Genomic DNA, 23,937 nt, shown 5'->3' with positions numbered 1-23,937 from the left:
CGCGGCGTCATGAGGGGCGTCGCCGAGCCGCCGCCGGGCTCAGCTTCCGCTGGGCGGGGCGTAGCGCGCGGCCGCCCCGGGATCGCGGATGCTGTCGGGATCGGGCTCGAGGAGGATCTCCGACCGGTCGCCGTCGCCGAGGTGCCAGACGAGCACCGTCCCCTCGAGGATGGGCGCGGCGGCGGGCTCCGTGCGCAGATCGCCGGTCACGGTGCGGGCGCCGGAGGGCGCGGCGAACCGCGCCGTGACGCGGAGTCGCGGGTACCCGTAGTTCCACTCACCCGTGAAGTCGACGCCGACGACCTCGCCGACGGACCGCTCGCCGTGGCCGCGCACGCGCGTGACGTACCGGCGGAGCCGCTCCGACTCCGCACGGTCCCTCCGCCCGTCCGCCGTGATGAACGCGGCGATGAGCCCGACGATGACGGCGACCGTCGCGGCGACGAGCCGCATGTCGGGCGTCGCCGTCAGGACGGTGATCGCCGCCCCCGCCGCGAATCCCCACACGAGCGGCAGGAGGGCGACCTCGAAGGCGTCCCCCTCGGCCGCCACCTGGCGCACGTACGGCGAGGCGTCGTCGAGGAAAGCGGGCGGCGCCGAGCGCCGAGCGCTGTCCCGCCGCAGCAGGGCGGCGGATCCGAGCGGCACGGCGACGGTCAGCAGCGACAGCTCGCCGCCCTCGTACCGCCCGTCGCCGAATCCGAGGAGCACGCGGAAGATCACCCAGATCGACGCGGCGGCGGTGACAGCGGTGATCCACCACAGCGCGCCGCGCATCTTCCCGTCCATGTGGCCAGTCTCGCGCACCGCGATGCTCCCGATCACGGCTCCGCGCCGGATCCCGGATACGCAGAGAGATCCTCCGGCCGGGTTCGTCCCGGCCGGAGGATCTCTCTCAGCGGCTCAGATCGCGAAGCCGAGCGCGCGCATCTGGTCGCGCCCGTCCTCGGTGATGCGCTCGGGGCCCCACGGCGGCATCCAGACCCAGTTGATGCGGAACCGCTCCACGACGCCGTCGAGCGCCTGCGCGGTCTGCTCCTCGAGGACGTCGGTGAGAGGGCAGCCGGCGCTCGTGAGCGTCATGTGGATCACGAGGGCGTCGTTCTCGTCGTCCCACGCGAGGTCGTAGATCAGGCCGAGATCCACGACGTTGACCCCGAGCTCGGGGTCCATGACGTCCTTGAGCGCCTCGGTGACCTCGTCCCACTTCTGGGGAGTCAGCGTGCCGGTCATGTCAGCGACCCTACGCCTCGATGGGGGCGTCGGCGGGGAGGTACGCGGCGTAGCCCTCCTCCTCGAGGCGCTCGGCGAGCTCGGGACCGCCCTCCTCGACGACCTTGCCCTTGACGATGAGGTGCACGAACTCGGGCTTGATGTAGCGGAGGATGCGCGTGTAGTGCGTGATCAGCAGGACGCCGAGGCCGGTCGACTCCTTGGCGCGGTTGACGCCCTCCGAGACGATCTTGAGCGCGTCGACGTCGAGGCCCGAGTCGGTCTCGTCGAGGATCGCGAAGTGCGGCTTGAGCAGCTCGAGCTGCAGGATCTCGTGGCGCTTCTTCTCGCCGCCCGAGAAGCCCTCGTTGACGTTGCGCTGTGCGAACCGCGGGTCCATGCGCAGGTTCGCCATGCCCTCCTTGACCTCCTTGGCCCAGGTGCGGATCGCCGGCGCCTCGCCGTCGACCGCGGTCTTGGCCGTGCGGAGGAAGTTCGTGACCGTGACGCCGGGGATCTCGACGGGGTACTGCATCGCGAGGAACAGGCCCGCGCGGGCGCGCTCGTCGACCGTCATCGCGAGGACGTCCGCGCCGTCGAGCGTGATGGTGCCGCCCGTGACGGTGTACTTGGGGTGACCGGCGATCGTCGACGCGAGCGTCGACTTGCCCGAGCCGTTGGGGCCCATGATCGCGTGCGTCTCGCCGCTCCGGATGGTGAGGTTGACGCCGTTGAGGATGGGGAGCGTTCCCTCGTCGGTGTCGACCGTGACGTGCAGGTCGCGGATCTCGAGGACAGCCATGTCAGTTTTCCTTCTTCACGTTGATGTCGATGAGCACGTCGTCGCCGTCGATCTCGACGGCGTAGACCGGGACGGGCTCGAAAGCGGGGAGGGTGAGGGGCTTGCCGGTCGTCAGCGAGAACGCCGACCCGTGCGCCCAGCACTCGAGGGTGTCGCCCTCGACGAAGCCCTCGCTGAGCGAGATGTCTCCGTGGGTGCAGGTGTCGCCGATGGCGTGCACCTCGTCGTTGGAGTCGCGCACGACCGCGATCGGCACGCCGTTGACCTCGACCCGCATCGCGGTGTCCTGCTCGAGGTCGCTGAACGCGCACACGCGGGTCGCGGTCACGCGGCCACTCCCTCGGCGATCTCGCGCTCGATCGCGGCGAGGAGCTGCTCGCGCAGCTCGGGGACCTCGATCTTCTGGGCGATCTCGGCGAGGAACCCGAGGACGACGAGGCGGCGGGCCTCCTCCTCGGAGATGCCGCGCGCCTGCAGGTAGAAGAGCTGCTCGTCGTCGAAGCGACCGGTCGCCGACGCGTGTCCGGCGCCCTGGATGTCGCCCGTCTCGATCTCGAGGTTCGGGATCGAGTCGGCGCGCGCGCCCGTCGTGAGGACGAGGTTGCGGTTCCGCTCGTACGAGTCGGTGCCCGTGGCGTCGGGGCCGATGAGCACGTCGCCGATCCACACGGCGCGGGCGGTCTCGCCCTGCAGCGCCGTCTTGTAGAGCACGTTGCCGAACGTGTCGGCGCCCTTGTGGAAGAGGTACACCTGGCTCTCGAGGTGCTGGCCGGCGTCGCTGAACGAGAGGCCGAAGAGCTCGCCGTGCGATCCGCGGCCCGCGAGCTCGACGTTGGGGTTGACACGGACGACGCCGCCGCCGAAGCTCACGACGAAGTGCTTGAGCTGGGCGTCGCGGTCGACGCGCACCTGGTGCGCCGAGGCGTGGATCGCCTCGTCGTCCCAGTCCTGCAGCGTGATGACGGTGAGGTCGGCGCCGTCGCGCACGAGCACCTCGACGTTCTCGGCGAGCTGCGCCGATCCCGTGTGGCGCAGGATCACGATGCCCTTCGACATCGGCTGCGCCTCGATCACGATGTGCTGGTCGGCGCGCTCGCCCGAGCCCGCGACGTCGACGACGATCGGCTCGGCGATCTCGGCCTCGCGGGGCAGCTCGATGTGCAGGGCCTCGGCGGATCCCTGCCACGCGAGGGCGGCCGGGAGGTCCTCGGGCTCGAAGAACTCGCCGCGCGGGGCGTCGCCGGCCTTCAGCGGGGCCGCGACGTACTCGGATCCGGCCGACACCGTGACCGAGACGGATCCCGTCGCGGCCTCGAACAGCGGCGCGAAGCGGCGCAGCGGGGTGTGCTTCCAGTTGACCTCGCGGCCCGTCGGGGCGCCGAAGTCGGCGGGATCGAACGAACGCGGTCGCTCGGAGCGGGTCTGGACGGGCACGAAGTCCTCGTCCTCGCGCAGCGCCTTCGCGAGCTGGGCACCCGGGTCGACGTGGGCGTGCGTGTCCTGCGCGCTCGCGGGCGCGCTCGTCGGGGTCGTCATGCTCAGCCGACCGATCCTTCCATGCCCATCTCGATGAGCTTGTTGAGTTCCAGCGCGTACTCCATGGGCAGCTCGCGCGCGATCGGCTCGATGAAGCCGCGCACGATCATCGCCATCGCCTCGTCCTCGGGCATGCCGCGGCTCATGAGGTAGAACAGCTGCTCCTCGGAGACCTTCGAGACCGTGGCCTCGTGGCCGAGCTCGACGTCGTCGACGCGGATGTCGATCGCCGGGTACGTGTCGCTGCGCGACTGCGTGTCGACCAGCAGCGCGTCGCAGCGGACCGTGTTCGCCGAGTGGTGCGCCTTCTCGTCGACGCGGACCTCGCCGCGGTAGCCGGCGCGGCCGCCGCCGCGCGCGATCGACTTCGAGACGATCGACGACTGCGTGTACGGCGCCATGTGGATCATCTTCGCGCCGGCGTCCTGGTGCTGGCCCGGGCCCGCGAACGCGACCGAGAGGGTCTCGCCCTTGGCGTGCTCGCCCATGAGGTAGATCGACGGGTACTTCATCGTGACCTTCGACCCGATGTTGCCGTCGATCCACTCCATCGTCGCGCCCTCTTCGGCGATCGCGCGCTTCGTGACGAGGTTGTAGACGTTGTTCGACCAGTTCTGGATCGTCGTGTAGCGCACGCGGGCGTTTTTCTTCACGATGATCTCGACGACGGCAGAGTGCAGCGAGTCGGACTTGTAGATCGGCGCCGTGCAGCCCTCGATGTAGTGCACGTAGCTGCCCTCGTCGGCGATGATCAGCGTGCGCTCGAACTGGCCCATGTTCTCGGTGTTGATCCGGAAGTAGGCCTGGAGCGGGATCTCGACGTGGACGCCCTTCGGGACGTAGACGAACGAGCCGCCCGACCACACCGCCGTGTTGAGCGCCGCGAACTTGTTGTCGCCCGAGGGGATCACGGTGCCGAAGTACTCGTCGAAGAACTCGGGGTGCTCGCGGAGCGCCGTGTCGGTGTCCATGAAGATGACGCCCTGCTCCTCCAGGTCCTCGCGGATCTGGTGGTAGACGACCTCGGACTCGTACTGCGCGGCGACGCCCGCGACGAGGCGCTGGCGCTCGGCCTCGGGGATGCCGAGGCGCTCGTACGTGTTCTTGATGTCGTCGGGCAGGTCGTCCCAGGTCTGGGCCTGCTTCTCCGTCGTGCGGACGAAGTACTTGATGTTGTCGAAGTCGATGTCGCTGAGGTCGGCGCCCCAGGTCGGCATGGGCTTCTTCTCGAAGAGCTGAAGCGCCTTGAGGCGGTTCTTCAGCATCGACTCGGGCTCGTTCTTCAGGCGCGAGATGTCGCGCACGACGGCTTCGGAGAGCCCGCGCTGGGCGCTGGCGCCGGCGACATCGGAATCGTGCCAGCCGAACTCATACACCCCCAGGCCCTCGAGCTCGGGTCGGTCGATCAGCACGTCAGACATGGCTGCTCACACTCTCTTCTCCGGGTCTCAAACAGTGTCATCTGCCCCGCCGCCCGGAGCGCGGACGGCGATGGGAACCCTGCGGTTCGGCGCAGGTTGCGGCGCCTAGACTGTCTGCGGATGCTCCGAGCCTCGGGCTCGCATCCGCGTTGCACCCGATTCTACAGGTCTGCATGCCGCCCGGCCCCGTCGCGGCGCACCGCATTCCGTCCGCCAGGAGCCCCGCCGCATGACCGCCGACGCCCCCGTCCGCACCCGTTTCTCCCCCACGCTCACGGTCTTCGCGTGGCTGTCGTTCCTCTCCGAGGTGCTCATCGTCGCCACGGGAGGCACCGTCCGGCTCACGAGCTCGGGCCTCGGCTGCTCCGACTGGCCCCTGTGCACGCCCGGTTCGCTCGTGCCGACGCAGGAGCTCGGGATCCACGGGCTCATCGAGTTCGGCAACCGCACGATGACGGGCGCCGTGGGGATCCTCGCGATCGTCGTGCTGCTCCTGACGCTCGGCGCGCTGGGCCGCCGCCGCGACGCCCTCGCGGCCGTGTGGTTCGCCGCCGGGGGCCTCGTCCTCGCCGTCATCGGCTTCGCGATCCAGCTGCCCGCATGGATCCCCTCGGCCGTTCTGCTCGTGACGGTCATCGTCGCCGCCGTCTACTCGCTGCGCACCGTTCCCGTGCGCCGCGATCTGTCGACGCTCGCCTGGGTCGTCCTCGCCGGCGTCATGTCGCAGGCCGTCGTCGGCGGATTCGCGGTGCTGACCGAACTCAACGCGTTCCTCGTCGGCTTCCACTACGTCGTATCGCTGCTGCTCGTCTGCGTGACGGCCGCGTTCCTCGTGCGCCTCCGAGCCGTGCCCGGCCCGCGCGAGCGCGCCGTTCCGCTCTGGTACCTCGTCCTCGCTCACGTGACCTCGCTCGTCCTCGCGGTCACGGTCGTCTTCGGCGTCCTCACGACGGCCAACGGCCCGCACTCGGGCGACGACGCGATCGTCCGCAACGGCTTCGACGCGACGATCATGGCCCACGTCCACTCGATCCCGGGCTACACGCTCGCGGTGCTCACGATCGTGCTCGTCGCCGCGGCGTGGACGCTGCGCCTGCCGACGCGCGGCTGGCTCGTCGCCTTCGTCGTCGCGCTGCTCGCCCAGATCGGCGTGGGCGTCTGGCAGGCGAACTCGGCCCTGCCGCCCCTGCTCGTCGGCACGCACATGGTCATCGCTGCACTGCTATCGGCCGCGTACGTCGTCGTGATCCTGCGGCTCAAGCGGCCGGTCAGCGGCAGCTGAGCGTCGCGTCGACGAGGTCCTGATCCGGGGCCCGGCCGCCGTAGTAGTAGTCGACGCCGTTGCCCCAGGGGTTCGTGTAGCCCATCCCGATCGCCCAGGCGGTCGCCATGAGCTCGACGTCGCCGTCGAAGGCGTCGTCGAGGAGCGAGCGGCACTGCGACGTGATCGCGTGCCCCGACTCGTGCACCACGAGGCCCTGGAACCGCTCGTCGGGCCAGTACGCCGCGACGCTGTCGGACAGCTCCATCGTCGAGTAGCCGCCGTCGTCGTACCACCAGGTCGTGTAGCCGCCCGCCGAGACGCCCTCCCCGAGGCCGTTGACGAGGGGCGACCAGTCGAAGTCGACGCGGGTCGCGCCGACGATGCCCCGCACGAACTCCTCAACCGCGAGGCGCGCCTCGTACAGCCCGTCGCCCCTCTGCTTCTCGGCGAGCTCGGCTGCCTGCGACTCGACGACGTCCTGCGCCGCGGCGGCGTACTGCGCGACGGCGCCAGCCAGCGACGCCGCGTCGGCCTCCGCGGCTCCCGCGGCGGCGTCCTGCATCGCGATGCGCGTCGGTGCGCGAGACGAGATGCTGCCGCGCTCGACGCGGTCGGCGGCGGCGGGCAGGTCGGCGACGAGGGCCGCGACCGCGGCGTCGAGCGGCGGGACCGCGTCCGAGAGCCCGTCGAGGGCATCGGTCAGCGATGCCGTCTGCGCGTCGAGATCCTCCGTCGCGGTGGCGACGTCCGCGGCGCCCGCCCGATACTCGGCGATCGTCTCGCACGCGCACGGCCCGGCCCCCGCGACGTCGGCCGGGTCGGTGCGCTCCTCGCCGTCCGCGAGCGCCGCGACGGGGGCCGCGGCGTCGGCGACCCGCTGCAGGAGCGCGTCGTCGAAGACCGCGGATCCGGCGAAGGGCCGGGCGGCGTCGGCGACGCCCAGGAGGACGGCCGGCTCGGACGAGGCCTGCGCGTCGTCGCCCTGCGGCCCCGCCGCGAGCGCGTCGTACGCTGCGGCGTAGGACGCCGCGGCCGCGTCGTAGTCGTCGACCGCCGACGAGTACGCGCCCTCGGCGACGACGAGGCGGATCGCCTGGACCGCGGAGAACCCGCCGACGACCACCGCGACGGCGCCGGCCGCCGCGATGACCCCGAGGAGGGCGCCGCGACGGCGCCGGTGCGATCCGGTCACGCCTCGCGCGCGCCCGCCCGCTCGGCGCGGCGGCGGCTCGACTGGTCGACGAGCGCGACCGCCAGCGCGAGCGCGACGAGCACGCCGGCCGCGATGATCCCGTTGCCGTAGGCGTCGTGGAAGGTCGCGCTGTCGACGTTCCCCGACGGATCCGACGCGTAGATCGTCGAGTAGAAGAGCGAGAGCGCGATCGCCGCCCCGATGGCGTTGCCGATGCGCTGCCCGAGCTGGCCCACCGAACCCGCGAGGCCGCCCTCGCTCGGCGGGATCTCGGCGAGCGTGAGCGTCTGGTTCGGCGAGATCACGAATCCGCCGCCGACGCCGCCCACGACCATGATCCCCGCCATGAGCCACGGCGTCGCGGCGTCGCTCGCGGTGTGGGCGATGACGACGAGCCCGACGATCGTGACGAGGACGAGGCCGAGCCCCCAGATCACGAGCGTGCGGCCGTAGCGCTGCACGAGGCGGCCGCCGAGATACGACGAGTAGGCGCTCGCGAGCGCGAAGCCGATCGTCACCATCCCGGCGAAGACCGCCTGCAGGCCGACGCCGGTCTGGAGGAAGAGCGCGGTGAGGAGGAACACGGACGGGAGCGCGGCGAAGTACAGGGTCTGCAGCAGCGTGCCGTTGCGCCACGAGCTGATGCCGAACAGGCGCAGGGGCACGAGGGGCGATCCGCCGCGCGCGGCGTACCGGCGCTCCCAGGCGATGAACCCGCCGATGAAGAGCACGAAGGGCACGAGCAGCCACCAGCGCAGCGGGCTGTCGGTCGGCTCGCCCGTCGTGAAGAGGAACGGCAGCATGAGCGAGACCACCGACAGCGCGAAGAGCACGAGGCCGACGGGATCGAGCGAGAGCTTCGCCGTGCTCGGCCTGCGCACCTCGGGCAGGACCGTGATCGCGAGGATCACGACGACGAGGCTCAGGGGGACGTTCATCCAGAAGATCCAGCGCCACCCGTCGGTCGGCCCGCCGACCGCGATGAGGAGCCCTCCGATCGTGGGCCCGAACGCCGTCGCGAGGCCGATCGTCGCGCCGAAGAGGCCGAAGGCCGTCGCGCGCTCCCTGCCCGTGAACAGCTGCTGGATCGTCCCCATCACCTGCGGCATCTGCACGCCGGCGGCGACGCCCTGGAGGAAGCGCGCGACGATGAGGAAGTACACGTTGGGCGAGAGCGCGCACAGGGCGCTCGTGACGAGGAAGCCGATGAGGCCGCCGATCATGAGGCGGCGGCGCGAGCGCTGGTCTCCGATCCGCCCGAACGGCACGAGCGTGAGGCCGAAGGCGAGGATGTAGCCCGAGACGACGAGCTGCAGCTCGGTGGATCCGCCCCCGAGCGCCTGCTCGATCGAGTGGAGCCCGACGTTGACCTTCGAGATGTCGAGGATCGTCAGGGCCGAGACGGACACGCAGACCCAGAACGCGCGCCAGCGCGCACCGCGGTCGATCGTGATGGATCTCGTCTGGTGCGGGTCAGCTTCTGTCATCACCGGACGAGCTTAGTGCCGCATGGTGGACGGCGGTCGACGCGCTGTGCGTCAGAACGGCAGGAGCGGGTCGACCGCGACCGCGATGAAGAGGAACGTCAGGTACGAGATCGAGGCGTGGAACACGCGCATGGGGCGTGCCTCGGATCCCTCTTCCTGACCCGCCGCCGCGCGGACCGACATCGCGTACATGCGGTGCGACTCGTAGATGAACCAGCCGCCGAACACGATCGCGCTCGCGATGTAGACGATGCCCATGTGGCCGACCGGGATGAGGATCAGCGAGCAGGCGACCGTCGCCCACGCGTAGAGCACGACCTGCAGGCCGACCTGCGCGTTCGAGCGGGTGACGCCGAGCATCGGCACGTCGGCCGCGTCGTAGTCGGCCGCGTACTTGATCGAGAGCGGCCAGTAGTGCGGCGGCGTCCACAGGAAGATCAGGGCGAACAGCACCCAGGCGGGCCAGTCGAGCGAGTTCGTGACGGCCGCCCAGCCGATGAGGACGGGGAAGCAGCCGGCGATGCCGCCCCACACGATGTTCTGCTCGGTGTGGCGCTTGAGCAGGATCGTGTAGATGACGACGTAGAAGAAGATCGCGACCGACGAGAGCACTGCCGTCAGCACGTTCGTGAACGCGAGGAACCAGACCGCCTGGATCACGGCGAGCGACCACGAGAAGATCAGCGCCGCGCGCGGCGTGACCTCGCCCGTCACGAGCGGCCGGTCCTTGGTGCGCCGCATGTGCGCGTCCATGCCGCGGTCGATGTACATGTTGAACGACGCCGCGGATCCCGCGCTCATCGCGCCGCCGATGACGGTCGCGAGAACGAGCCAGAGGTTCGGCATGCCGCCCTGGGCGAGGAACATGACGGGGATCGTCGAGACGAGCAGCAGCTCGAGGACGCGCGGCTTGGTGAGCTGCACGTACGCCATGATCGTGCGCCGCCAGTCGCGCTTCGCCGGGGCCCCGTCCGCCGTCTCCGGCGCGAACGCCCCGTCAGGGCGACTGGTGATCGACACGCGCGTGCCTCCCGGCTTCTCGAGTGCTGTGCAACCCTCCAAGTGTAGGCCAGCGTGCGCAGCGGATCCGCTCAGCCCGCTCACAAACTGGGGGCAGGCGAAGAGAGGTCGATGCGCCGCGCGCGGGCGGCGTCGCGGGCGTGCACGGACCCTCCCGCGACACTATGCTGGGAGACGGACGTGCGCCGGCGACGCCAAGCGGGCATCTCCCGTGGGCGCGGAACGGTCGATCAGGACCACGGCGCTTTCACCCACACACGAAAGGCGGTCCCGTGGCGGATCTGCGTTGGGACGAGATCGATGAGCGCGCGGTCAACACCGCACGCGTGCTTGCGGCAGACGCGGTTGAGAAGGTGGGCAACGGGCACCCCGGCACGGCGATGAGCCTCGCGCCGGCCGCCTACCTGCTCTACCAGCGGGTCATGAACCACGACCCGGCCGACACCCACTGGGTCGGTCGCGACCGCTTCATCCTCTCGGCGGGGCACTCCTCGCTCACCCAGTACGTTCAGCTGTACCTCGGCGGCTTCGGCCTCGAGCTCGAGGACCTCGAGTCGCTCCGCACGTGGGGCTCGAAGACCCCGGGTCACCCGGAGTACCGCGAGACCGACGGCGTCGAGATCACGACCGGTCCTCTCGGCCAGGGCCTGGCCTCGTCGGTGGGCTTCGCGTACGCGGCCCGCTACGAGCGCGGCCTCTTCGACCCCGAGACCCCGGCCGGCGAGAGCCCCTTCGACCACAACATCTACGTCATCGCCTCGGACGGCGACCTGCAGGAGGGCGTCACGAGCGAGACCTCGTCGCTCGCGGGCCACCAGAAGCTCGGCAACCTCGTCGTCGTGTACGACGCCAACCAGATCTCCATCGAGGACGACACCGACGTGGCGTTCACCGAGGACGTCGCGGCCCGCTACGAGGCCTACGGCTGGCAGGTCATCACGGTCGACTGGAAGAAGTCGGGCGAGTACGTCGAGGACGTCCAGGAGCTCTTCGACGCGATCGAGGCCGCGAAGGCCGAGACCGACAAGCCGTCGCTCATCGTCCTCAAGACCGTCATCGGCTGGCCGGCCCCCGGCAAGCAGAACACGGGCGGCATCCACGGCTCGAAGCTCGGCGGCGAGGAGCTCGCGGCGACCAAGACGGTCATGGGCTTCGACCCCGAGAAGAGCTTCGACGTCGCCGCCGACGTCATCGAGCACACCCGCTCGCTCGCCGAGCGCGGCGCCGCCGCCCACGCCGAGTGGCAGACGAAGTTCGACGCCTGGGCCGCCGCGAACCCCGAGCGCAAGGCGCTGTTCGACCGCCTCGAGGCGGGCGAGCTGCCCGAGGGCCTCGAGGCCGCTCTCCCCGCGTTCGAGGCCGGCAAGGCCGTCGCCACGCGCGCCGCGTCGGGCAAGGTCCTGAACGCGATCGCCGCCGTGATGCCCGAGCTGTGGGGCGGTTCGGCCGACCTCGCGGGCTCGAACAACACGACGATCGAGGGCGCGAAGTCGTTCCTGCCCCCCGAGCACTCGACCGCCAAGTGGACGGGCAGCCCCTACGGCCGCGTCCTCCACTTCGGCATCCGCGAGCACGGCATGGGCGCGATCCTCAACGGCATCACGCTGCACGGCAAGACGCGCGCCTACGGCGGCACGTTCCTGCAGTTCGCCGACTACATGCGCCCCGCGGTCCGTATCGCGGCGCTCATGAACATCCCGAGCCTCTTCGTGTGGACGCACGACTCGATCGGCCTCGGCGAGGACGGCCCGACCCACCAGCCGGTCGAGCACTACGCCGCGCTCCGCGCGATCCCGAACCTCGCGTTCGTCCGCCCGGCCGACGCCAACGAGACGGCGTACGCCTGGTTCGAGATGCTCAAGCGCCAGGAGGGCCCCGCCGGCATCGCGCTCACGCGCCAGGGCGTCCCGACCTACGCGCGCGGCGAGGGCGAGGCCTCGGGCGACACGTTCGCTTCGGCGTCGCTCACCGGCAAGGGCGCGTACGTCCTCGCCGAGGCGCCGAACGGCACCCCCGACGTCATCCTGATCGGCACGGGCTCGGAGGTGCAGCTCGCCGTCGAGGCGCGCGAGGCGCTGAAGGCCGAGGGCGTGAACGCCCGCGTCGTGTCGGCCCCGTCGCTCGAGTGGTTCGCCGAGCAGCCCGAGGAGTACCGCGAGAGCGTCCTCCCCTCGAGCGTCAAGGCGCGCGTCTCGGTCGAGGCCGGCATCGCGATGCCCTGGGCCCCGATCGTCGGCAGCACGGGCCGTTCGGTCTCGCTCGAGCACTTCGGTGCATCGGCCGACGCGAACGTCCTCTTCGAGAAATTCGGAATCACCACTGACGCGGTCGTCGAGGCCGCTCGCGAAACCATCAAGGAGAACGCATGACCTCCCCCACCGCCCAGCTCGCCGCCGCCGGCGTCAGCATCTGGCTCGACGACCTCTCGCGCTCGCGCATCTCGACCGGCAACCTCGAGCAGCTCATCTCGTCGCGCAGCGTGACCGGCGTCACGACCAACCCGACGATCTTCGCCGGTGCGCTCTCGAACGGCGAGTCCTACGCTCCCGCCGTCGCCGAGCTCGCGAAGGCCGGCACGGGCGTCGACGAGGCGATCTTCACGATCACCTCGACCGACGTGCGCGACGCGTGCGACATCTTCCGCCCCGTCTACGACGCCACGAACGGCGTCGACGGCCGCGTCTCGATCGAGGTCTCCCCCGACCTCGCTCACGACACCGAGGGCACCGTCGCGCAGGCGAAGGACCTCTTCGGCCGCGTCGACCGCGAGAACGTCCTCATCAAGATCCCCGCGACCAAGGCCGGCCTCCCCGCCATCACCGAGGTCATCGGCGCGGGCATCAGCGTCAACGTCACGCTGATCTTCTCGCTCGAGCGCTACGCCGAGGTCATCGACGCGTACGTCGCGGGCCTCGAGAAGGCGAAGGCCGCCGGCCTCGACCTCTCGAAGATCCACTCGGTCGCCTCGTTCTTCGTGTCGCGCGTCGACACCGAGGTCGACAAGCGCCTGACGGCGATCGGCTCGGACGAGGCGCTCGCGCTCAAGTCGAAGGCCGGCGTCGCGAACGCCCGCCTCGCCTACGAGCTCTTCGAGCAGAAGTTCGCCGAGGAGGGCGCCCAGGCGCTCGTCGCCGGCGGCGCCAACGTGCAGCGTCCGCTGTGGGCCTCGACGGGCGTCAAGGACCCGTCGCTGCCCGACACGCTCTACGTGACCGAGCTCGCCGCGGCCGGCACCGTCAACACGATGCCCGAGAAGACGCTCGAGGCGACCTTCGACCACGGCGTCGTCACGGGCGACACCATCACGGCGAACTACGCCGACGCGCACAGCGTGTTCGAGCAGCTCGCCGCCGTCGGCGTCGACTTCGCCGACGTCACCCAGGTGCTCGAGGATGAGGGAGTCGAGAAGTTCATCGGCTCCTGGCACGAGCTCCAGGACACCGTCAAGACGGCCCTCGACGCCGCCAAGTAAGTGACGCCCCGTACGGCCGCCGCGCAGAACCCCGTGTTCGTCGCGGCGGCCGTACGCGTACCCCCTCGCGGTCTCTGACCGCCCATCGTCCCCAAGGGAATCCATGCCTGCTCCGATCCAGCGCGGCGTCAACCCGCTGCGCGACCCCCACGATCGCCGCCTCAACCGGATCGCGGGGCCCAGCGCCCTCGTGATCTTCGGCGTGACCGGCGACCTCTCGCGCAAGAAGCTCATGCCCGCCGTGTACGACCTCGCCAACCGCGGCCTCCTGCCCCCCGGATTCGCGCTCGTGGGCTTCGCCCGCCGCGACTGGGAGGACGAGGACTTCGCGCAGGTCGTCCACGACGCCGTCAAGGACCACGCCCGCACCGAGTTCCGCGAGGAGACCTGGCAGCAGCTCTCGCGCGGGATCCGCTTCGTGCAGGGTGAGTTCGACGACGCCGAGGCCTTCGCGCGCCTGCGCTCGACGCTCGAGGCACTCGACACCGAGCGCGGCACGATGAGCAACCACGCGTTCTACCTGTCGATCCCGCCCAAGGCGTTCTCGATGGTCACGACGCGCCTGCTCGAGTCGGGCCTCGTCGACGGCACGAAGGACGGCGACAGCGCCTGGCAGCGCGTCGTCATCGAGAAGCCGTTCGGCCATGACCTCGCGTCGGCCCGCGAGCTGAACGACTCGCTCGAGGCCGCGTTCCCGAGCGACTCGATCTTCCGCATCGACCACTACCTCGGCAAGGAGACGGTGCAGAACATCCTCGCGCTGCGCTTCGCCAACGAGCTGTACGAGCCGATCTGGAATCGCAACCACATCGACCACGTGCAGATCACGATGGCCGAGGACATCGGCGTGGGCGGCCGCGCGGGCTACTACGACGGCGTCGGCGCCGCCCGCGACGTGATCCAGAACCACCTGCTGCAGCTCTTCGCCCTCACGGCGATGGAGGAGCCGATCAGCCTCTCCGCCGAGCACCTGCGCGCCGAGAAGGAGAAGGTCCTCGCCGCGGTCTCGCTGCCGGACGACCTCTCGACGGCGACGGCCCGCGGCCAGTACGCGGGCGGCTGGCAGGGCGGCGAGGAGGTCACGGGCTTCCTCGACGAGGACGGCATGGACCCGCACTCGACGACCGAGACCTACGCCGCGATCAAGCTCGAGGTCGACACGCGCCGCTGGGCGGGCGTGCCGTTCTACCTGCGCACGGGCAAGCGCCTGGGCCGCCGCGTCACCGAGATCGCGGTCGTGTTCAAGAAGGCCCCGGGCCACCTGTTCGGCGACGACGAGACCGAGCTCGGGCAGAACGCCCTCGTGATCCGGGTGCAGCCCGACGAGGGCGTCACGATCCGCTTCGGGTCGAAGGTCCCCGGCAACGGCACGCACGTGCGCGACGTCACGATGGACTTCGGATACGGCCACGCCTTCACCGAGGCGAGCCCCGAGGCCTACGAGCGCCTGATCCTCGACGTCCTCCTCGGCGACCCGCCCCTCTTCCCCCGGCACGAGGAGGTCGAGCAGTCCTGGCGGATCCTCGACCCGGTCGAGGAGTACTGGGCCTCGCTCGACGAGCCGCTCGAACAGTACGAGTCGGGCTCGTGGGGCCCGTCGTCCGCTGATGCCCTGCTCGCGCAGGATGGCCGCGTCTGGAGGCGGCCGTGATCATCGACCTGGAACAGACGACGGTCTCGACCGTCGCCAAGAAGCTCGTCAGCGTGCGCGAGGAGGGCGGCGCCGTCGCCCTCGGCCGCGTGCTGACCCTCATCATCAAGAGCGACCACCGCCCGTCCGAGGAGGCCATCGAGGCCGCCAACGACGCGTCGCGCGAGCACCCCATGCGCGTCATCGTCCTCGTGACCCACCCGGGCGACGAGGCGAAGCTCGACGCGCAGATCCGCGTGGGCGGCGACGCCGGCGCGAGCGAGGTCATCGTGCTGAGCGCCTACGGCGAGGCCGGGTCGAACCCCGAGGCGCTCGTCACGGGCCTCCTGCTGCCCGACGCGCCCGTCGTCGTGTGGTGGCCCGACTCGGTCCCCGACTCGCCGTCGGCCGACCCGCTCGGCCGCATCGCGCAGCGCCGGATCACCGACTCGTCGAAGCAGGGCGCCGGCGCCGCCGACCGCCTGCAGGCGCTCGACGAGGTGTACGTGCCCGGCGACACCGACCTCGCGTGGACGCGCCTGACGCGCTGGCGCGAGCAGCTCGCCGCCGTGCTCGACCAGCCCCCGTACGAGCCCGTCACGGCCGTCGAGGTGCGCGGTGCGTCGACCTCGCCGTCCACGGCGCTCCTGGCCGCGTGGCTGGGCATGGCGCTCGACGTCACGGTCGACTGGACCTACGAGGACGCGAGCGACTGGGACCACGGGATCCACTCGGTGCGGCTCACGCGCGCCTCGGGCGACATCCTGCTCGAACGCCAGTCGCAGACGCACGCGAAGCTCACGCAGCCGGGCCAGCCCGACCACGAGCTCCTGCTCCCCCGCCGCTCGCTGCGGGAGTGCCTCGCCGAGGAGCTGCGCCGGCTCGACGCCGACGCGCTCTACGGCCGCGTCATCACCGAGGGCTGGGACGCCCTGAAGCAGCCCGCCTGAGGGCGCGCATGAAGAAGGACCCCCGGCCGATCGGCCGGGGGTCCTTCTTCATGCGATCACTCGCCGCGCTTCTCGCGCAGCTTCTGCAGGGCCTCGTCGAGGAGCTCCTGCGCCTCGTCGTCGCTGCGGCGCTCCTTCACATAGGCGAGGTGCGTCTTGTAGGGCTCGTTCTTCTCGGGCGACGGCGGGTTCTCCTTGTCGCGCCCGGCCGGAAGGCCCGACTTGGGGTGGTCGACGATCTCCGGGATCTCCTCCTCGGGGATGTCGGCCGCGTAGTGCTTGACGACCTCGTTGCCCTTGGCGTCCCAGTAGCTGACCGAGACGCGCTCGGCCTGGTGCCCGTGATCCATCTCGCCCATCGGGCCGGATCCGACCCGCGTGCCGCGGATCGCGCTCGATCCCGCGGCCATCAGATGGCCTGGAACTTCGTGATGAGGCCGAGCCCCACGATCGCGAGGAACCAGACGAGCGCCAGCACGATCGTGATGTAGTTCAGCACGCGCTCCGCCGAACCGGACGAGCTGACGGCCTGCGCCATGCCGCCGCCGAACATGTCGGACAGGCCGCCGCCGCGGCCCTTGTGCATGAGGATGAACAGCGCGAGCAGGACGCTCGTGATGCCGAGCAGCACCTGCAGGATGAACTGGAGAATCTCCACGGAATGGCCTTTCGATGCGTGCGACCGGTCAGGCCGCACGAACCCTCAGATTACCAGGGCGCGACGGGGTGGTCCCGCCGGGAATCGCCGCCGCTCACGCAGCGGATCCCCCGGGCGGGACCCGGACCGTCTAGACGCCGACGTGCTTCTGGAAGCGGATGATCGACGCGAACTCGTCGACCTTGAGGCTGCCGCCGCCCACGAGGGCGCCGTCGATGTCGGGCTCGCGCATGAACGCCGCGATGTTCGTCGACTTGACCGAACCGCCGTACAGCACGCGGGTCGCGGCAGCCGCGTCGTCGCCGATCTTCTCGGCGATGACGGCGCGCAGCGCGGCGCACACCTGCTGCGCCTGCTCGGGCGTCGCCGCCTGACCGGATCCGATCGCCCACACGGGCTCGTAGGCGACGACGATCTCGGTGCCAGCCGCGACTCCCTCGAGCGCCTGCTCGAGCTGGGCGACGGGGACGGCGCTGGCGCCGAACTTCTCGAGGTCCTCGCTCGTCTCGCCCACGCAGATCACCGGGACGAGGCCGTTCGCGAGCGCGGCCTGGACCTTCGCGGCGACGACCGCGTCGGTCTCGCCGTGGTCCTGGCGACGCTCCGAGTGGCCGATGATGACCTGGCTGCACGCGAGCTTCGCGAGCATCGCGCCCGAGACGTCCCCCGTGTGCGCGCCGGACGCGTGCACCGACAGGTCCTGCGCGCCGAGGCCGAAGGGGATCTTGTCGGCGTCGACGAGCGTCTGCACGCTGCGCAGGTCGGTGAACGGCGGGAAGACCGTGACGTCGACCGACTCGAACTCGTGCTGCGCGTCGCGGAGGGCCCAGAACAGCTTCTGGACGAGCGCGACCGCCTGCAGGTGGTCGAGGTTCATCTTCCAGTTGCCCGCGATGAGCGGGGTGCGCGTCGTCACCATCCGAGGACCTCCAGTCCGGGGAGCTTCTTGCCTTCGAGGAACTCGAGGCTCGCGCCGCCGCCCGTCGACACGTGGCCGAACTGGTCGTCGGCGAAGCCGAGCTGGCGGGCCGCGGCGGCCGAGTCGCCGCCGCCCACGACCGTGAACGCGTCGGCGTCGACGAGAGCCTGTGCGACGGCCTTCGTTCCGGCCGCGAAGGCCGGGAACTCGAAGACGCCCATGGGACCGTTCCAGAACACGGTCTTCGACCCGGCGATCGCCGCGGCGAACTGCTCGGCCGTGGCCGGGCCGATGTCGAGGCCGAGCGCGTCGGCGCCGAACTCGGTTCCCTCGAGGTCCTCCGAGGGCGCGACCGCGTGGCCGGCGTCGGCCGAGAAGCCGGCGGCCATCTCGCTGTCGACGGGGACGATGAGCTCGACGCCCGCCTCCTTCGCCTGCTCGAGGTACTTCAGGGCCGTGGGGATCTGGTCCTGCTCGACGAGGCTCTTGCCGATGGCGTGGCCCTGCGCGGCGAGGAAGGTGTACGCCATGCCGCCGCCGATGAGGAGCTTCTGGACGCGCGGCAGGAGGCTGTCGATGACGCCGAGCTTGTCGGAGACCTTCGAGCCGCCGAGGACGACGGTGTAGGGCTGCTCGGGCGCCGTGAGAAGGCGATCGAGGACCGACACCTCGTGGGCGACGAGCAGGCCGGCCGCCGACGGGAGCAGCTTCGCGAGCTCGTACACCGACGCCTGCTTGCGGTGCACGACGCCGAAGCCGTCGGAGACCATGACGTCGGCGAAGTCGGCGATCCGGGCCGCGAACGCCTCGCGCTCGGCGTCGTCCTTCGACGTCTCGCCCGCGTTGAAGCGCAGGTTCTCGAGGACGGCGATCCGGCCCGCCTCGAGCGACGAGACGACCGACTGCGCCGACTCGCCGACGGTGTCGGTCGCGAAGGCGACGGGCTGTCCGAGCAGCTCGGCGAGCCGGTCGGCGACGGGGCGGAGGGAGAACTCGGGGTTCGGCTCGCCCTTGGGGCGGCCGAGGTGCGAGGAGGTGATCACCGTCGCGCCCGCGGCGAGGAGCGCCTGGAGCGTCGGGAGGGCGGCGCGGATCCGGCCGTCGTCGGTGATGGCGCCGTCAGAGAGCGGCACGTTGAAGTCACAGCGGACGAAGACGCGCTTTCCAGCGAGGTCGCCCAGGGATTCGAGGGTGCGAAGAGTCATCAGTTCCCCAACTTACAGCGAACGCCCGCCGGGACACGCGCAGTGCGCGACCCGGCGGGCGTTCGGCTCATGTCGATCGAGTTCAGAGACGCTCGCCGACGTACTCGGCGAGGTCGACGAGGCGGTTCGAGTAGCCCCACTCGTTGTCGTACCAGGACGAGACCTTGGCGAGGTTGTCGGTGACCATCGTGAGGCCCGAGTCGAAGATCGACGAGAACGGGTTCTGCTGGATGTCGCTCGAGACCAGCGGGTCCTCCGAGTACTGGAGGATGCCGTTCAGGCGGCCGTCCGCGGCGGCGGCGGCGTAGGCCTGGTTGATCTCCTCGGGCGTCAGGCCGTCCTTGGTGACGAGCGTCAGGTCGACGATCGAGCCCGTGGGGACCGGAACGCGGTAGCTCGTGCCCGACAGCTTGCCGTTGAGCTCGGGGATGACGAGGCCGATCGCCTTCGCCGCACCCGTCGAGGTGGGGACGATGTTGATCGCGGCGGCGCGGGCGCGGCGGAGGTCCTTGTGGGGGCCGTCCTGCAGCATCTGGTCGGCCGTGTAGGCGTGCGCCGTCATCATGAAGCCGCGCTCGATGCCGAAGGCGTCGTTGAAGACCTTCGCGAGGGGCGCGAGGGCGTTCGTGGTGCACGACGCGTTCGAGATCACGTGGTCGGTCTCGGGGTCGTACGAGTCCTCGTTCACGCCCATGACGAACGTGGGGGCCGGGCCGCTGGCCGGGGCCGAGATGATGACCTTCTTGGCGCCGCCCTGGATGTGCTTCTGCGCGTCCTCGGGCTTCGTGAAGCGGCCGGTCGACTCGATGACGACGTCGACGCCGAGGTCGCCCCACTTGAGGGCGGCGGGGTCGCGCTCGGCGAAGGTCTTGATGGTGACGCCGTCGACGGTGATCGACTCATCGTCGTACGACACCTCCTTGCCGAGGGGGCCGCCGACAGAGTCGAACTTGAGAAGCTGCGCGAGCGTCTTGTTGTCGGTGAGGTCGTTGACCCCCACGAACTCGACGTCGGCGCCCTGCGAGAACGCGGCGCGGACGAAGTTGCGGCCGATGCGGCCGAAGCCGTTGATTCCGATCCTGACGGACACTGAGTCTCCTGATTGTCATGCGCCGGAGCGCGGGTGGTGATGGAGATGTATGCCGAGCCCCGGATCCGCACACCGTGAGCCCGCCACCCCTCATCCTAGTGATGAGCGAGGGCCCCGCGGCACGTGCCGTCGGAGTCAGGCGTTCTCGGTGGCGGGGACGGCCGCCTCGGTGCCCGGGATCCCGTCGGTCGCGGCCTTCTTGTCGGCCATCGCGAGGAGACGACGGATCCGGCCCGCGACGGCGTCCTTCGTGAGCGGCGGGTCGGCGTGGTGGCCGAGCTCGTCGAGGCTCGCGTCGCGGTGCGCGAGGCGCAGGTCGCCCGCCTGCTTGAGGTGGGCGGGCACGCCGTCGCCCAGGATCTCGAGCGCGCGCTCGACGCGGGCGCAGGCCGCGACGGCCGCCTGCGCGGAGCGGCGGAGGTTCGCGTCGTCGAAGTTCACGAGGCGGTTGACGCCGGCGCGGACCTCCCGGCGCTGGCGCATCGCGTCCCACGCCTCGGCGGTCTTCTGGGCGCCCATCGCCTGGAGCATGGCGCGGATCGCGTCGGAGTCGCGGATCACGACGCGCGGGACGCCGCGCACCTCGCGCGACTTCGCGGCGATGCCGATGCGGCCCGCGGCGCCGACGAGCGCCATGCCGGCCTCGCCCGACGGGCAGGCGACCTCGAGCGACGCGGAGCGGCCCGGCTCGGACAGCGTGCCCGCGGCGAGGAACGCGCCGCGCCAGATGGCGGCGAGGTCGTCGCTGTTGCCCGTCGTCAGGCGGTTCGGGAGGCCCCGCACGGGGCGGCGGCGCATGTCGAGGAGACCCGTCTGGCGAGCGAGGGTCTCGCCGCCCTTGACGACGCGCACGGCGAAGCGCTCGCCCTCGCGGGCGCCCGACGCCTGGATGTGGGCGAGCTCGGGGCGCACGCCGTAGATCTCGGCGATGTCGCGCGCGGTGCGGATCGCGAGGCTGCGGTCGTCGACCTCGGCCTCCACCGCCACGTGTCCGGCGATCGAATGCAGCCCGCCGGCGAACCGCAGAAGAGCGGTCGTCTCAGCCACGCGGACCGTCGGTCGCGGGTCGCGCACAGCGATCAGTTCAGCCTTCACATCGGCGGTCAGTGCCACGGGTCTCCTCACTCGGGAACGTCGGAAACGCTCCCCTCGGGAGCGGGGGATCCAGCCTATCGTCCGGCGTGTCGCGGTGGCATGGTGGAACTCCCAGCGCCCCGGGATATAACCGGATCGGGCGCGATCGCTCCCAGCTTGATGCCTTATTCGCGCCCGAGATCGCGGTGCCGCACGCGCACCTGCACGCCCGGCGTCCCGTCCAGCAGACGGGCCAGCGCGATCGACATCGCGACCGAACGGTGCTTGCCGCCCGTGCACCCGATCGCGATCGTCGAGTGGCTCTTGTTCTCGCGCTGGTAGCCCTCGATGACAGGGCGCAGCGCCGCCGCGTACGCGTCGAGGAACTCGGTCGCGCCCTCCTGCTCGAGGACGAACGCGCTGACGGCCTCGTCCTCTCCCGTGAGGTTCCGCAGGTCGTCGTTCCAGAACGGGTTCGGCAGGAAGCGCATGTCGGCGACGAGATCGGCGTCGGCCGGAAGCCCGTACTTGAAGCCGAAGCTCATGATGGTGGCGCGGTGCCGGGGCGCGCCGTCGTCGGCGAAGAGGTCGGCGACGCGGCTCGCGAGCTGGTGGATGTTGAGGTTCGTCGTGTCGACGACGACGTCGGCCCGCTCGCGGATCGACTCGGTCTGCCGGCGCTCCTCGCGGATCCCGTCGAGCAGCGTGCCGTCGCCCTGCAGCGGGTGCGGGCGGCGGACCTGCTCGTAGCGGCGCACGAGCGCGGCGTCGCTCGCGTCGAGGAAGAGGATCCGCAGGTTGTTCGCGTCGCGCAGCTGCTGCGCCGTGGCAGGCAGCTCGGCGAAGCGGTCGCCGCCGCGGACGTCGACGACGGCTGCCACGCGCGGCAGCTGCTGGTCGACGCGCCCCGCGAGGTCGAGGAGGGGCACGAGCATCTGCGGCGGGAGGTTGTCGACGACGTACCACCCGTGATCCTCGAGAGCGTTGCCGACCGTCGACCGACCGGCACCCGACATGCCGGTGACGATCAGGACCTCTCCGCGTTGCTCGCTCACCGATTCCAGCCTATCCGTTGGTCGTTTCCGGCTCATTGCCCGCGTCTGCCGCGAGGAAGGCCACGACCGACGCGGCCAGCTTCGGGCCGATGCCCGGCAGCTCCTCGATCTGCTCGGCCGTCGCGTCGCGCAGGGCCGCGACGGATCCGAAGTGGCGCAGGAGCGCCTTGATCCGCGCCGCGCCGAGCCCCGGGACCTCGCTCAGGACCGTGTGGATGTCGCGACGGCGGCGCTTGCGCTGGTGCGTGATCGCGAAGCGGTGCGCCTCGTCGCGCAGGCGCTGCACGAGGTAGAGGGCCTCGGACGTGCGCGGCAGGATCACGGGGAAGTCCTCCCCCGGCAGCCACAGCTCCTCGAGGCGCTTCGCGATGCCCGCGAGCGCGATCTCGGTGTGGCCTGCCGCCTCGAGCGCCCGCTGCGCCGCGTTGACCTGCGGCAGTCCGCCGTCGACGAGGAGGAGCTGGGGCGGGTACGAGAAGCGCCTCTTCGTGGGCCCCGAGGTCACGACGGCCTCACCGTCGCCCGTGGCGATCTCGGCCGCGTCGGGCACCTGCTCGGAGGGGTCGTCGAGCCGCGCGAGGCGCCGCATGAGGACCTGGTTCATGCTGTCGGTGTCGTCGGTCGTCTGCGCGATCGAGAACGAGCGGTACTGGTCTTTGCGCGGCAGCCCGTCCTCGAACACGACCATCGAGCCGACGACGTTGGTGCCCTGCAGGTGCGAGATGTCGTAGCACTCGATGCGCAGGGGCGCCTCGTCCATGCCGAGGGCGTTCTGCAGGTCGGCGAGAGCCTCGGACCGCGACGCGAAGTCGGCCGTGCGACGGGTCTTGTACCGGACGAGCGCCTGCATCGCGTTGAGCTCGGCGTTGCGCATGAGCTCGGCGCGCTGGCCACGCTGCGCCACCTGGATCTCGACCCGGGTGCCGCGCCGCTCCCCGAGAAGCTGCTCGAACTCGTCGTGCGAGGCGGGCAGCTCGCTCACGAGGATCCGGCGCGGGAGATCGTCGTCGGGAGCGTCGGCGTAGGCCCGCTGGAGCACCTGGTCGACGAGCTCGCCGCGGGTCATGTCGAGCTCCTTGTCGACCGTCGTCGACTGGACTCCGCGCACGCGCCCTCCGCGGATCACGAAGTGGTGCACGGCGGCGGCGAGCTCGTCGTCGGCGATGCCGAACAGATCGGCGTCGACGTCGTTCGGGAGGACGAGGGCGCTCTTGTTGAGCACCGCGTCGAGCGACTCGAGCTTGTCGCGCAGCTGCGCCGCGAGCTCGTAGTCCATCGCGGCCGCGGCCGCCTTCATGCGGCGGGTGAGCTCACGCGTGAAGCGCTCGTCGCCGCCCTGCATGAACGCGATGAAGTCGTCGACGACGGCGCGGTGCTCGGCAATCGTGACCCGGTGCGAGCACGGACCGCCGCACCGGCCGATCTGGCTCGGGAAGCAGGGCTTGCCCGTCGCCATCGCTCGCTTGTACGAGGCGTCGCTGCAGGTGCGGATCGGGAACACCTTGATCATGAGCTCGATCGTGTCGCGCACCGCCCAGACCTTGGGGTACGGGCCGAAGTACTTCGCGCCGCGGATCTTCGCGTTGCGCGTCACGATCACCCGCGGCGCCTCGTCGGCGAGCGTGATCGCCATGAACGGGTACGACTTGTCGTCCTTGAGCCGCACGTTGAAGGGCGGGCTGAACTGCTTGATCCACTGATACTCGAGCTGCAGCGAGTCGACGTCGGTCGGGACGACCGTCCACTCGACGCTCGCCGCCGTCGTCACCATGCGGCGCGTGCGCTCGTGCAGCGTGTGCAGCGGCGCGAAGTAGTTCGAGAGCCGCTGGCGCAGGTTCTTCGCCTTGCCGACGTAGAGGATCCGCCCCTCGGCGTCGCGGAATCGGTAGACGCCGGGGTCGGTGGGGATCTCGCCGGGCTTCGGCTTGTAGGGCAGGACGTCGGCCATGG

General features: G+C 70.7%; 22 protein-coding genes. 5 read left to right on the top strand and 17 right to left on the bottom strand.

What is annotated here, in order from left to right:
- Positions 1 to 39 precede the first annotated feature (39 nt).
- The 6 genes from H576_RS0102845 to sufB form a co-directional block, all read right to left on the bottom strand.
- Positions 40 to 789 carry a hypothetical protein gene (locus tag H576_RS0102845; RefSeq protein ID WP_156888113.1) on the bottom strand — a complete coding sequence of 250 codons (750 nt, stop codon included), beginning with the start codon at positions 787 to 789 and terminating at the stop codon, positions 40 to 42.
- A gap of 114 nt (positions 790 to 903) precedes the next feature.
- A complete protein-coding gene (locus H576_RS0102840; RefSeq protein WP_029149670.1) occupies positions 904 to 1,233 on the bottom strand; it encodes a metal-sulfur cluster assembly factor in 330 nt (109 codons plus the stop codon).
- Positions 1,234 to 1,243: 10 nt separating this feature from the next.
- The gene (sufC, locus tag H576_RS0102835; RefSeq protein WP_029149669.1) at positions 1,244 to 2,014 is read right to left on the bottom strand and encodes a Fe-S cluster assembly ATPase SufC; all 771 of its coding nucleotides are present in this window, start codon (positions 2,012 to 2,014) and stop codon (positions 1,244 to 1,246) included.
- Between the two features lies 1 nt (position 2,015).
- The gene (locus tag H576_RS0102830; protein ID WP_029149668.1) at positions 2,016 to 2,342 is read right to left on the bottom strand and encodes a non-heme iron oxygenase ferredoxin subunit; all 327 of its coding nucleotides are present in this window, start codon (positions 2,340 to 2,342) and stop codon (positions 2,016 to 2,018) included.
- Positions 2,339 to 3,550 (bottom strand): Fe-S cluster assembly protein SufD, encoded by a 1,212-nt coding sequence (sufD, locus tag H576_RS0102825; RefSeq protein ID WP_029149667.1) that lies wholly within the window; start codon positions 3,548 to 3,550, stop codon positions 2,339 to 2,341. Before sufD ends, H576_RS0102830 begins: the two co-directional genes overlap by 4 nt.
- A gap of 2 nt (positions 3,551 to 3,552) precedes the next feature.
- Positions 3,553 to 4,971 carry a Fe-S cluster assembly protein SufB gene (gene sufB / locus H576_RS0102820; RefSeq protein ID WP_029149666.1) on the bottom strand — a complete coding sequence of 473 codons (1,419 nt, stop codon included), beginning with the start codon at positions 4,969 to 4,971 and terminating at the stop codon, positions 3,553 to 3,555.
- 229 nt (positions 4,972 to 5,200) lie between these two features.
- On the opposite strand from sufB, the gene H576_RS14100 reads away from it, so the two are divergent.
- Positions 5,201 to 6,253 (top strand): COX15/CtaA family protein, encoded by a 1,053-nt coding sequence (locus H576_RS14100; RefSeq protein WP_084502396.1) that lies wholly within the window; start codon positions 5,201 to 5,203, stop codon positions 6,251 to 6,253.
- Here the strand turns inward: H576_RS14100 and H576_RS0102810 are convergent.
- Genes H576_RS0102810 through H576_RS0102800 form a run of 3 tightly spaced genes read right to left on the bottom strand, consistent with a single transcriptional unit; the run spans position 6,240 to position 9,928 of the window.
- Positions 6,240 to 7,427 carry a hypothetical protein gene (locus H576_RS0102810; protein WP_029149665.1) on the bottom strand — a complete coding sequence of 396 codons (1,188 nt, stop codon included), beginning with the start codon at positions 7,425 to 7,427 and terminating at the stop codon, positions 6,240 to 6,242. The genes H576_RS14100 and H576_RS0102810 overlap by 14 nt on opposite strands.
- A complete protein-coding gene (locus H576_RS0102805) occupies positions 7,424 to 8,914 on the bottom strand; it encodes an MFS transporter (RefSeq protein WP_029149664.1) in 1,491 nt (496 codons plus the stop codon). The genes H576_RS0102810 and H576_RS0102805 overlap by 4 nt, the downstream gene beginning before the upstream one ends.
- A gap of 51 nt (positions 8,915 to 8,965) precedes the next feature.
- Positions 8,966 to 9,928, bottom strand: coding sequence for a heme o synthase (locus tag H576_RS0102800; RefSeq protein ID WP_084502450.1), 963 nt, complete (start codon positions 9,926 to 9,928; stop codon positions 8,966 to 8,968).
- 278 nt (positions 9,929 to 10,206) lie between these two features.
- On the opposite strand from H576_RS0102800, the gene tkt reads away from it, so the two are divergent.
- The 4 genes from tkt to H576_RS0102780 all read left to right on the top strand — a co-directional run bounded on the left by tkt (position 10,207) and on the right by H576_RS0102780 (position 15,986).
- Positions 10,207 to 12,303 (top strand): transketolase, encoded by a 2,097-nt coding sequence (tkt, locus tag H576_RS0102795; RefSeq protein WP_029149662.1) that lies wholly within the window; start codon positions 10,207 to 10,209, stop codon positions 12,301 to 12,303.
- Complete coding sequence (gene tal / locus H576_RS0102790; protein ID WP_029149661.1) at positions 12,300 to 13,406, top strand: transaldolase; 1,107 nt, start codon at positions 12,300 to 12,302, stop codon at positions 13,404 to 13,406. Before tkt ends, tal begins: the two co-directional genes overlap by 4 nt.
- A gap of 103 nt (positions 13,407 to 13,509) precedes the next feature.
- Entirely contained in the window at positions 13,510 to 15,057 is a 1,548-nt protein-coding gene (zwf, locus tag H576_RS0102785; protein ID WP_029149660.1) for a glucose-6-phosphate dehydrogenase, read from the top strand.
- The gene (locus tag H576_RS0102780) at positions 15,054 to 15,986 is read left to right on the top strand and encodes a glucose-6-phosphate dehydrogenase assembly protein OpcA (RefSeq protein ID WP_029149659.1); all 933 of its coding nucleotides are present in this window, start codon (positions 15,054 to 15,056) and stop codon (positions 15,984 to 15,986) included. Before zwf ends, H576_RS0102780 begins: the two co-directional genes overlap by 4 nt.
- Positions 15,987 to 16,042: 56 nt before the next feature.
- Here H576_RS0102780 and H576_RS0102775 read toward each other — a convergent pair whose 3' ends face one another.
- The 8 genes from H576_RS0102775 to uvrC form a co-directional block, all read right to left on the bottom strand.
- The gene (locus H576_RS0102775) at positions 16,043 to 16,396 is read right to left on the bottom strand and encodes an RNA polymerase-binding protein RbpA (RefSeq protein ID WP_029149658.1); all 354 of its coding nucleotides are present in this window, start codon (positions 16,394 to 16,396) and stop codon (positions 16,043 to 16,045) included.
- Complete coding sequence (secG, locus tag H576_RS0102770) at positions 16,396 to 16,644, bottom strand: preprotein translocase subunit SecG (RefSeq protein ID WP_029149657.1); 249 nt, start codon at positions 16,642 to 16,644, stop codon at positions 16,396 to 16,398. Before secG ends, H576_RS0102775 begins: the two co-directional genes overlap by 1 nt.
- A gap of 130 nt (positions 16,645 to 16,774) precedes the next feature.
- The gene (gene tpiA / locus H576_RS0102765) at positions 16,775 to 17,563 is read right to left on the bottom strand and encodes a triose-phosphate isomerase (RefSeq protein ID WP_029149656.1); all 789 of its coding nucleotides are present in this window, start codon (positions 17,561 to 17,563) and stop codon (positions 16,775 to 16,777) included.
- Positions 17,557 to 18,768 (bottom strand): phosphoglycerate kinase, encoded by a 1,212-nt coding sequence (locus tag H576_RS0102760; protein WP_029149655.1) that lies wholly within the window; start codon positions 18,766 to 18,768, stop codon positions 17,557 to 17,559. The genes tpiA and H576_RS0102760 overlap by 7 nt, the downstream gene beginning before the upstream one ends.
- Before the next feature lie 82 nt (positions 18,769 to 18,850).
- The gene (gene gap, locus H576_RS0102755; protein ID WP_029149654.1) at positions 18,851 to 19,858 is read right to left on the bottom strand and encodes a type I glyceraldehyde-3-phosphate dehydrogenase; all 1,008 of its coding nucleotides are present in this window, start codon (positions 19,856 to 19,858) and stop codon (positions 18,851 to 18,853) included.
- A gap of 135 nt (positions 19,859 to 19,993) precedes the next feature.
- Positions 19,994 to 20,971, bottom strand: coding sequence for a DNA-binding protein WhiA (whiA, locus tag H576_RS0102750; protein WP_029149653.1), 978 nt, complete (start codon positions 20,969 to 20,971; stop codon positions 19,994 to 19,996).
- 146 nt (positions 20,972 to 21,117) lie between these two features.
- Positions 21,118 to 22,023, bottom strand: coding sequence for an RNase adapter RapZ (gene rapZ / locus H576_RS0102745; RefSeq protein WP_051172082.1), 906 nt, complete (start codon positions 22,021 to 22,023; stop codon positions 21,118 to 21,120).
- Positions 21,998 to 23,935 (bottom strand): excinuclease ABC subunit UvrC, encoded by a 1,938-nt coding sequence (gene uvrC, locus H576_RS0102740; RefSeq protein ID WP_029149651.1) that lies wholly within the window; start codon positions 23,933 to 23,935, stop codon positions 21,998 to 22,000. The genes rapZ and uvrC overlap by 26 nt, the downstream gene beginning before the upstream one ends.
- Positions 23,936 to 23,937 lie beyond the last annotated feature (2 nt).

It is taken from the genome of Microbacterium indicum DSM 19969 (assembly GCF_000422385.1).
Lineage (GTDB): Bacteria > Actinomycetota > Actinomycetes > Actinomycetales > Microbacteriaceae > Microbacterium > Microbacterium indicum.
The sequence above is the reverse complement of the archived record's forward strand: the minus strand, read 5'-3'. Positions and strand labels throughout refer to the sequence as shown.

Coding starts and splice junctions, on each gene's coding strand:
- H576_RS14100 (WP_084502396.1), top strand. CDS start 5,201: ATGACCGCCGACGCCCCCGTCCGCACCCGTTTCTCCCCCACGCTCACG.
- tpiA (WP_029149656.1), bottom strand. CDS start 17,563: ATGGTGACGACGCGCACCCCGCTCATCGCGGGCAACTGGAAGATGAAC.
- H576_RS0102845 (WP_156888113.1), bottom strand. CDS start 789: ATGGACGGGAAGATGCGCGGCGCGCTGTGGTGGATCACCGCTGTCACC.
- sufC (WP_029149669.1), bottom strand. CDS start 2,014: ATGGCTGTCCTCGAGATCCGCGACCTGCACGTCACGGTCGACACCGAC.
- sufB (WP_029149666.1), bottom strand. CDS start 4,971: ATGTCTGACGTGCTGATCGACCGACCCGAGCTCGAGGGCCTGGGGGTG.
- H576_RS0102775 (WP_029149658.1), bottom strand. CDS start 16,396: ATGGCCGCGGGATCGAGCGCGATCCGCGGCACGCGGGTCGGATCCGGC.
- H576_RS0102805 (WP_029149664.1), bottom strand. CDS start 8,914: ATGACAGAAGCTGACCCGCACCAGACGAGATCCATCACGATCGACCGC.
- zwf (WP_029149660.1), top strand. CDS start 13,510: ATGCCTGCTCCGATCCAGCGCGGCGTCAACCCGCTGCGCGACCCCCAC.
- tal (WP_029149661.1), top strand. CDS start 12,300: ATGACCTCCCCCACCGCCCAGCTCGCCGCCGCCGGCGTCAGCATCTGG.
- H576_RS0102760 (WP_029149655.1), bottom strand. CDS start 18,768: ATGACTCTTCGCACCCTCGAATCCCTGGGCGACCTCGCTGGAAAGCGC.
- rapZ (WP_051172082.1), bottom strand. CDS start 22,023: ATGAGCCGGAAACGACCAACGGATAGGCTGGAATCGGTGAGCGAGCAA.
- H576_RS0102840 (WP_029149670.1), bottom strand. CDS start 1,233: ATGACCGGCACGCTGACTCCCCAGAAGTGGGACGAGGTCACCGAGGCG.
- uvrC (WP_029149651.1), bottom strand. CDS start 23,935: ATGGCCGACGTCCTGCCCTACAAGCCGAAGCCCGGCGAGATCCCCACC.
- sufD (WP_029149667.1), bottom strand. CDS start 3,550: ATGACGACCCCGACGAGCGCGCCCGCGAGCGCGCAGGACACGCACGCC.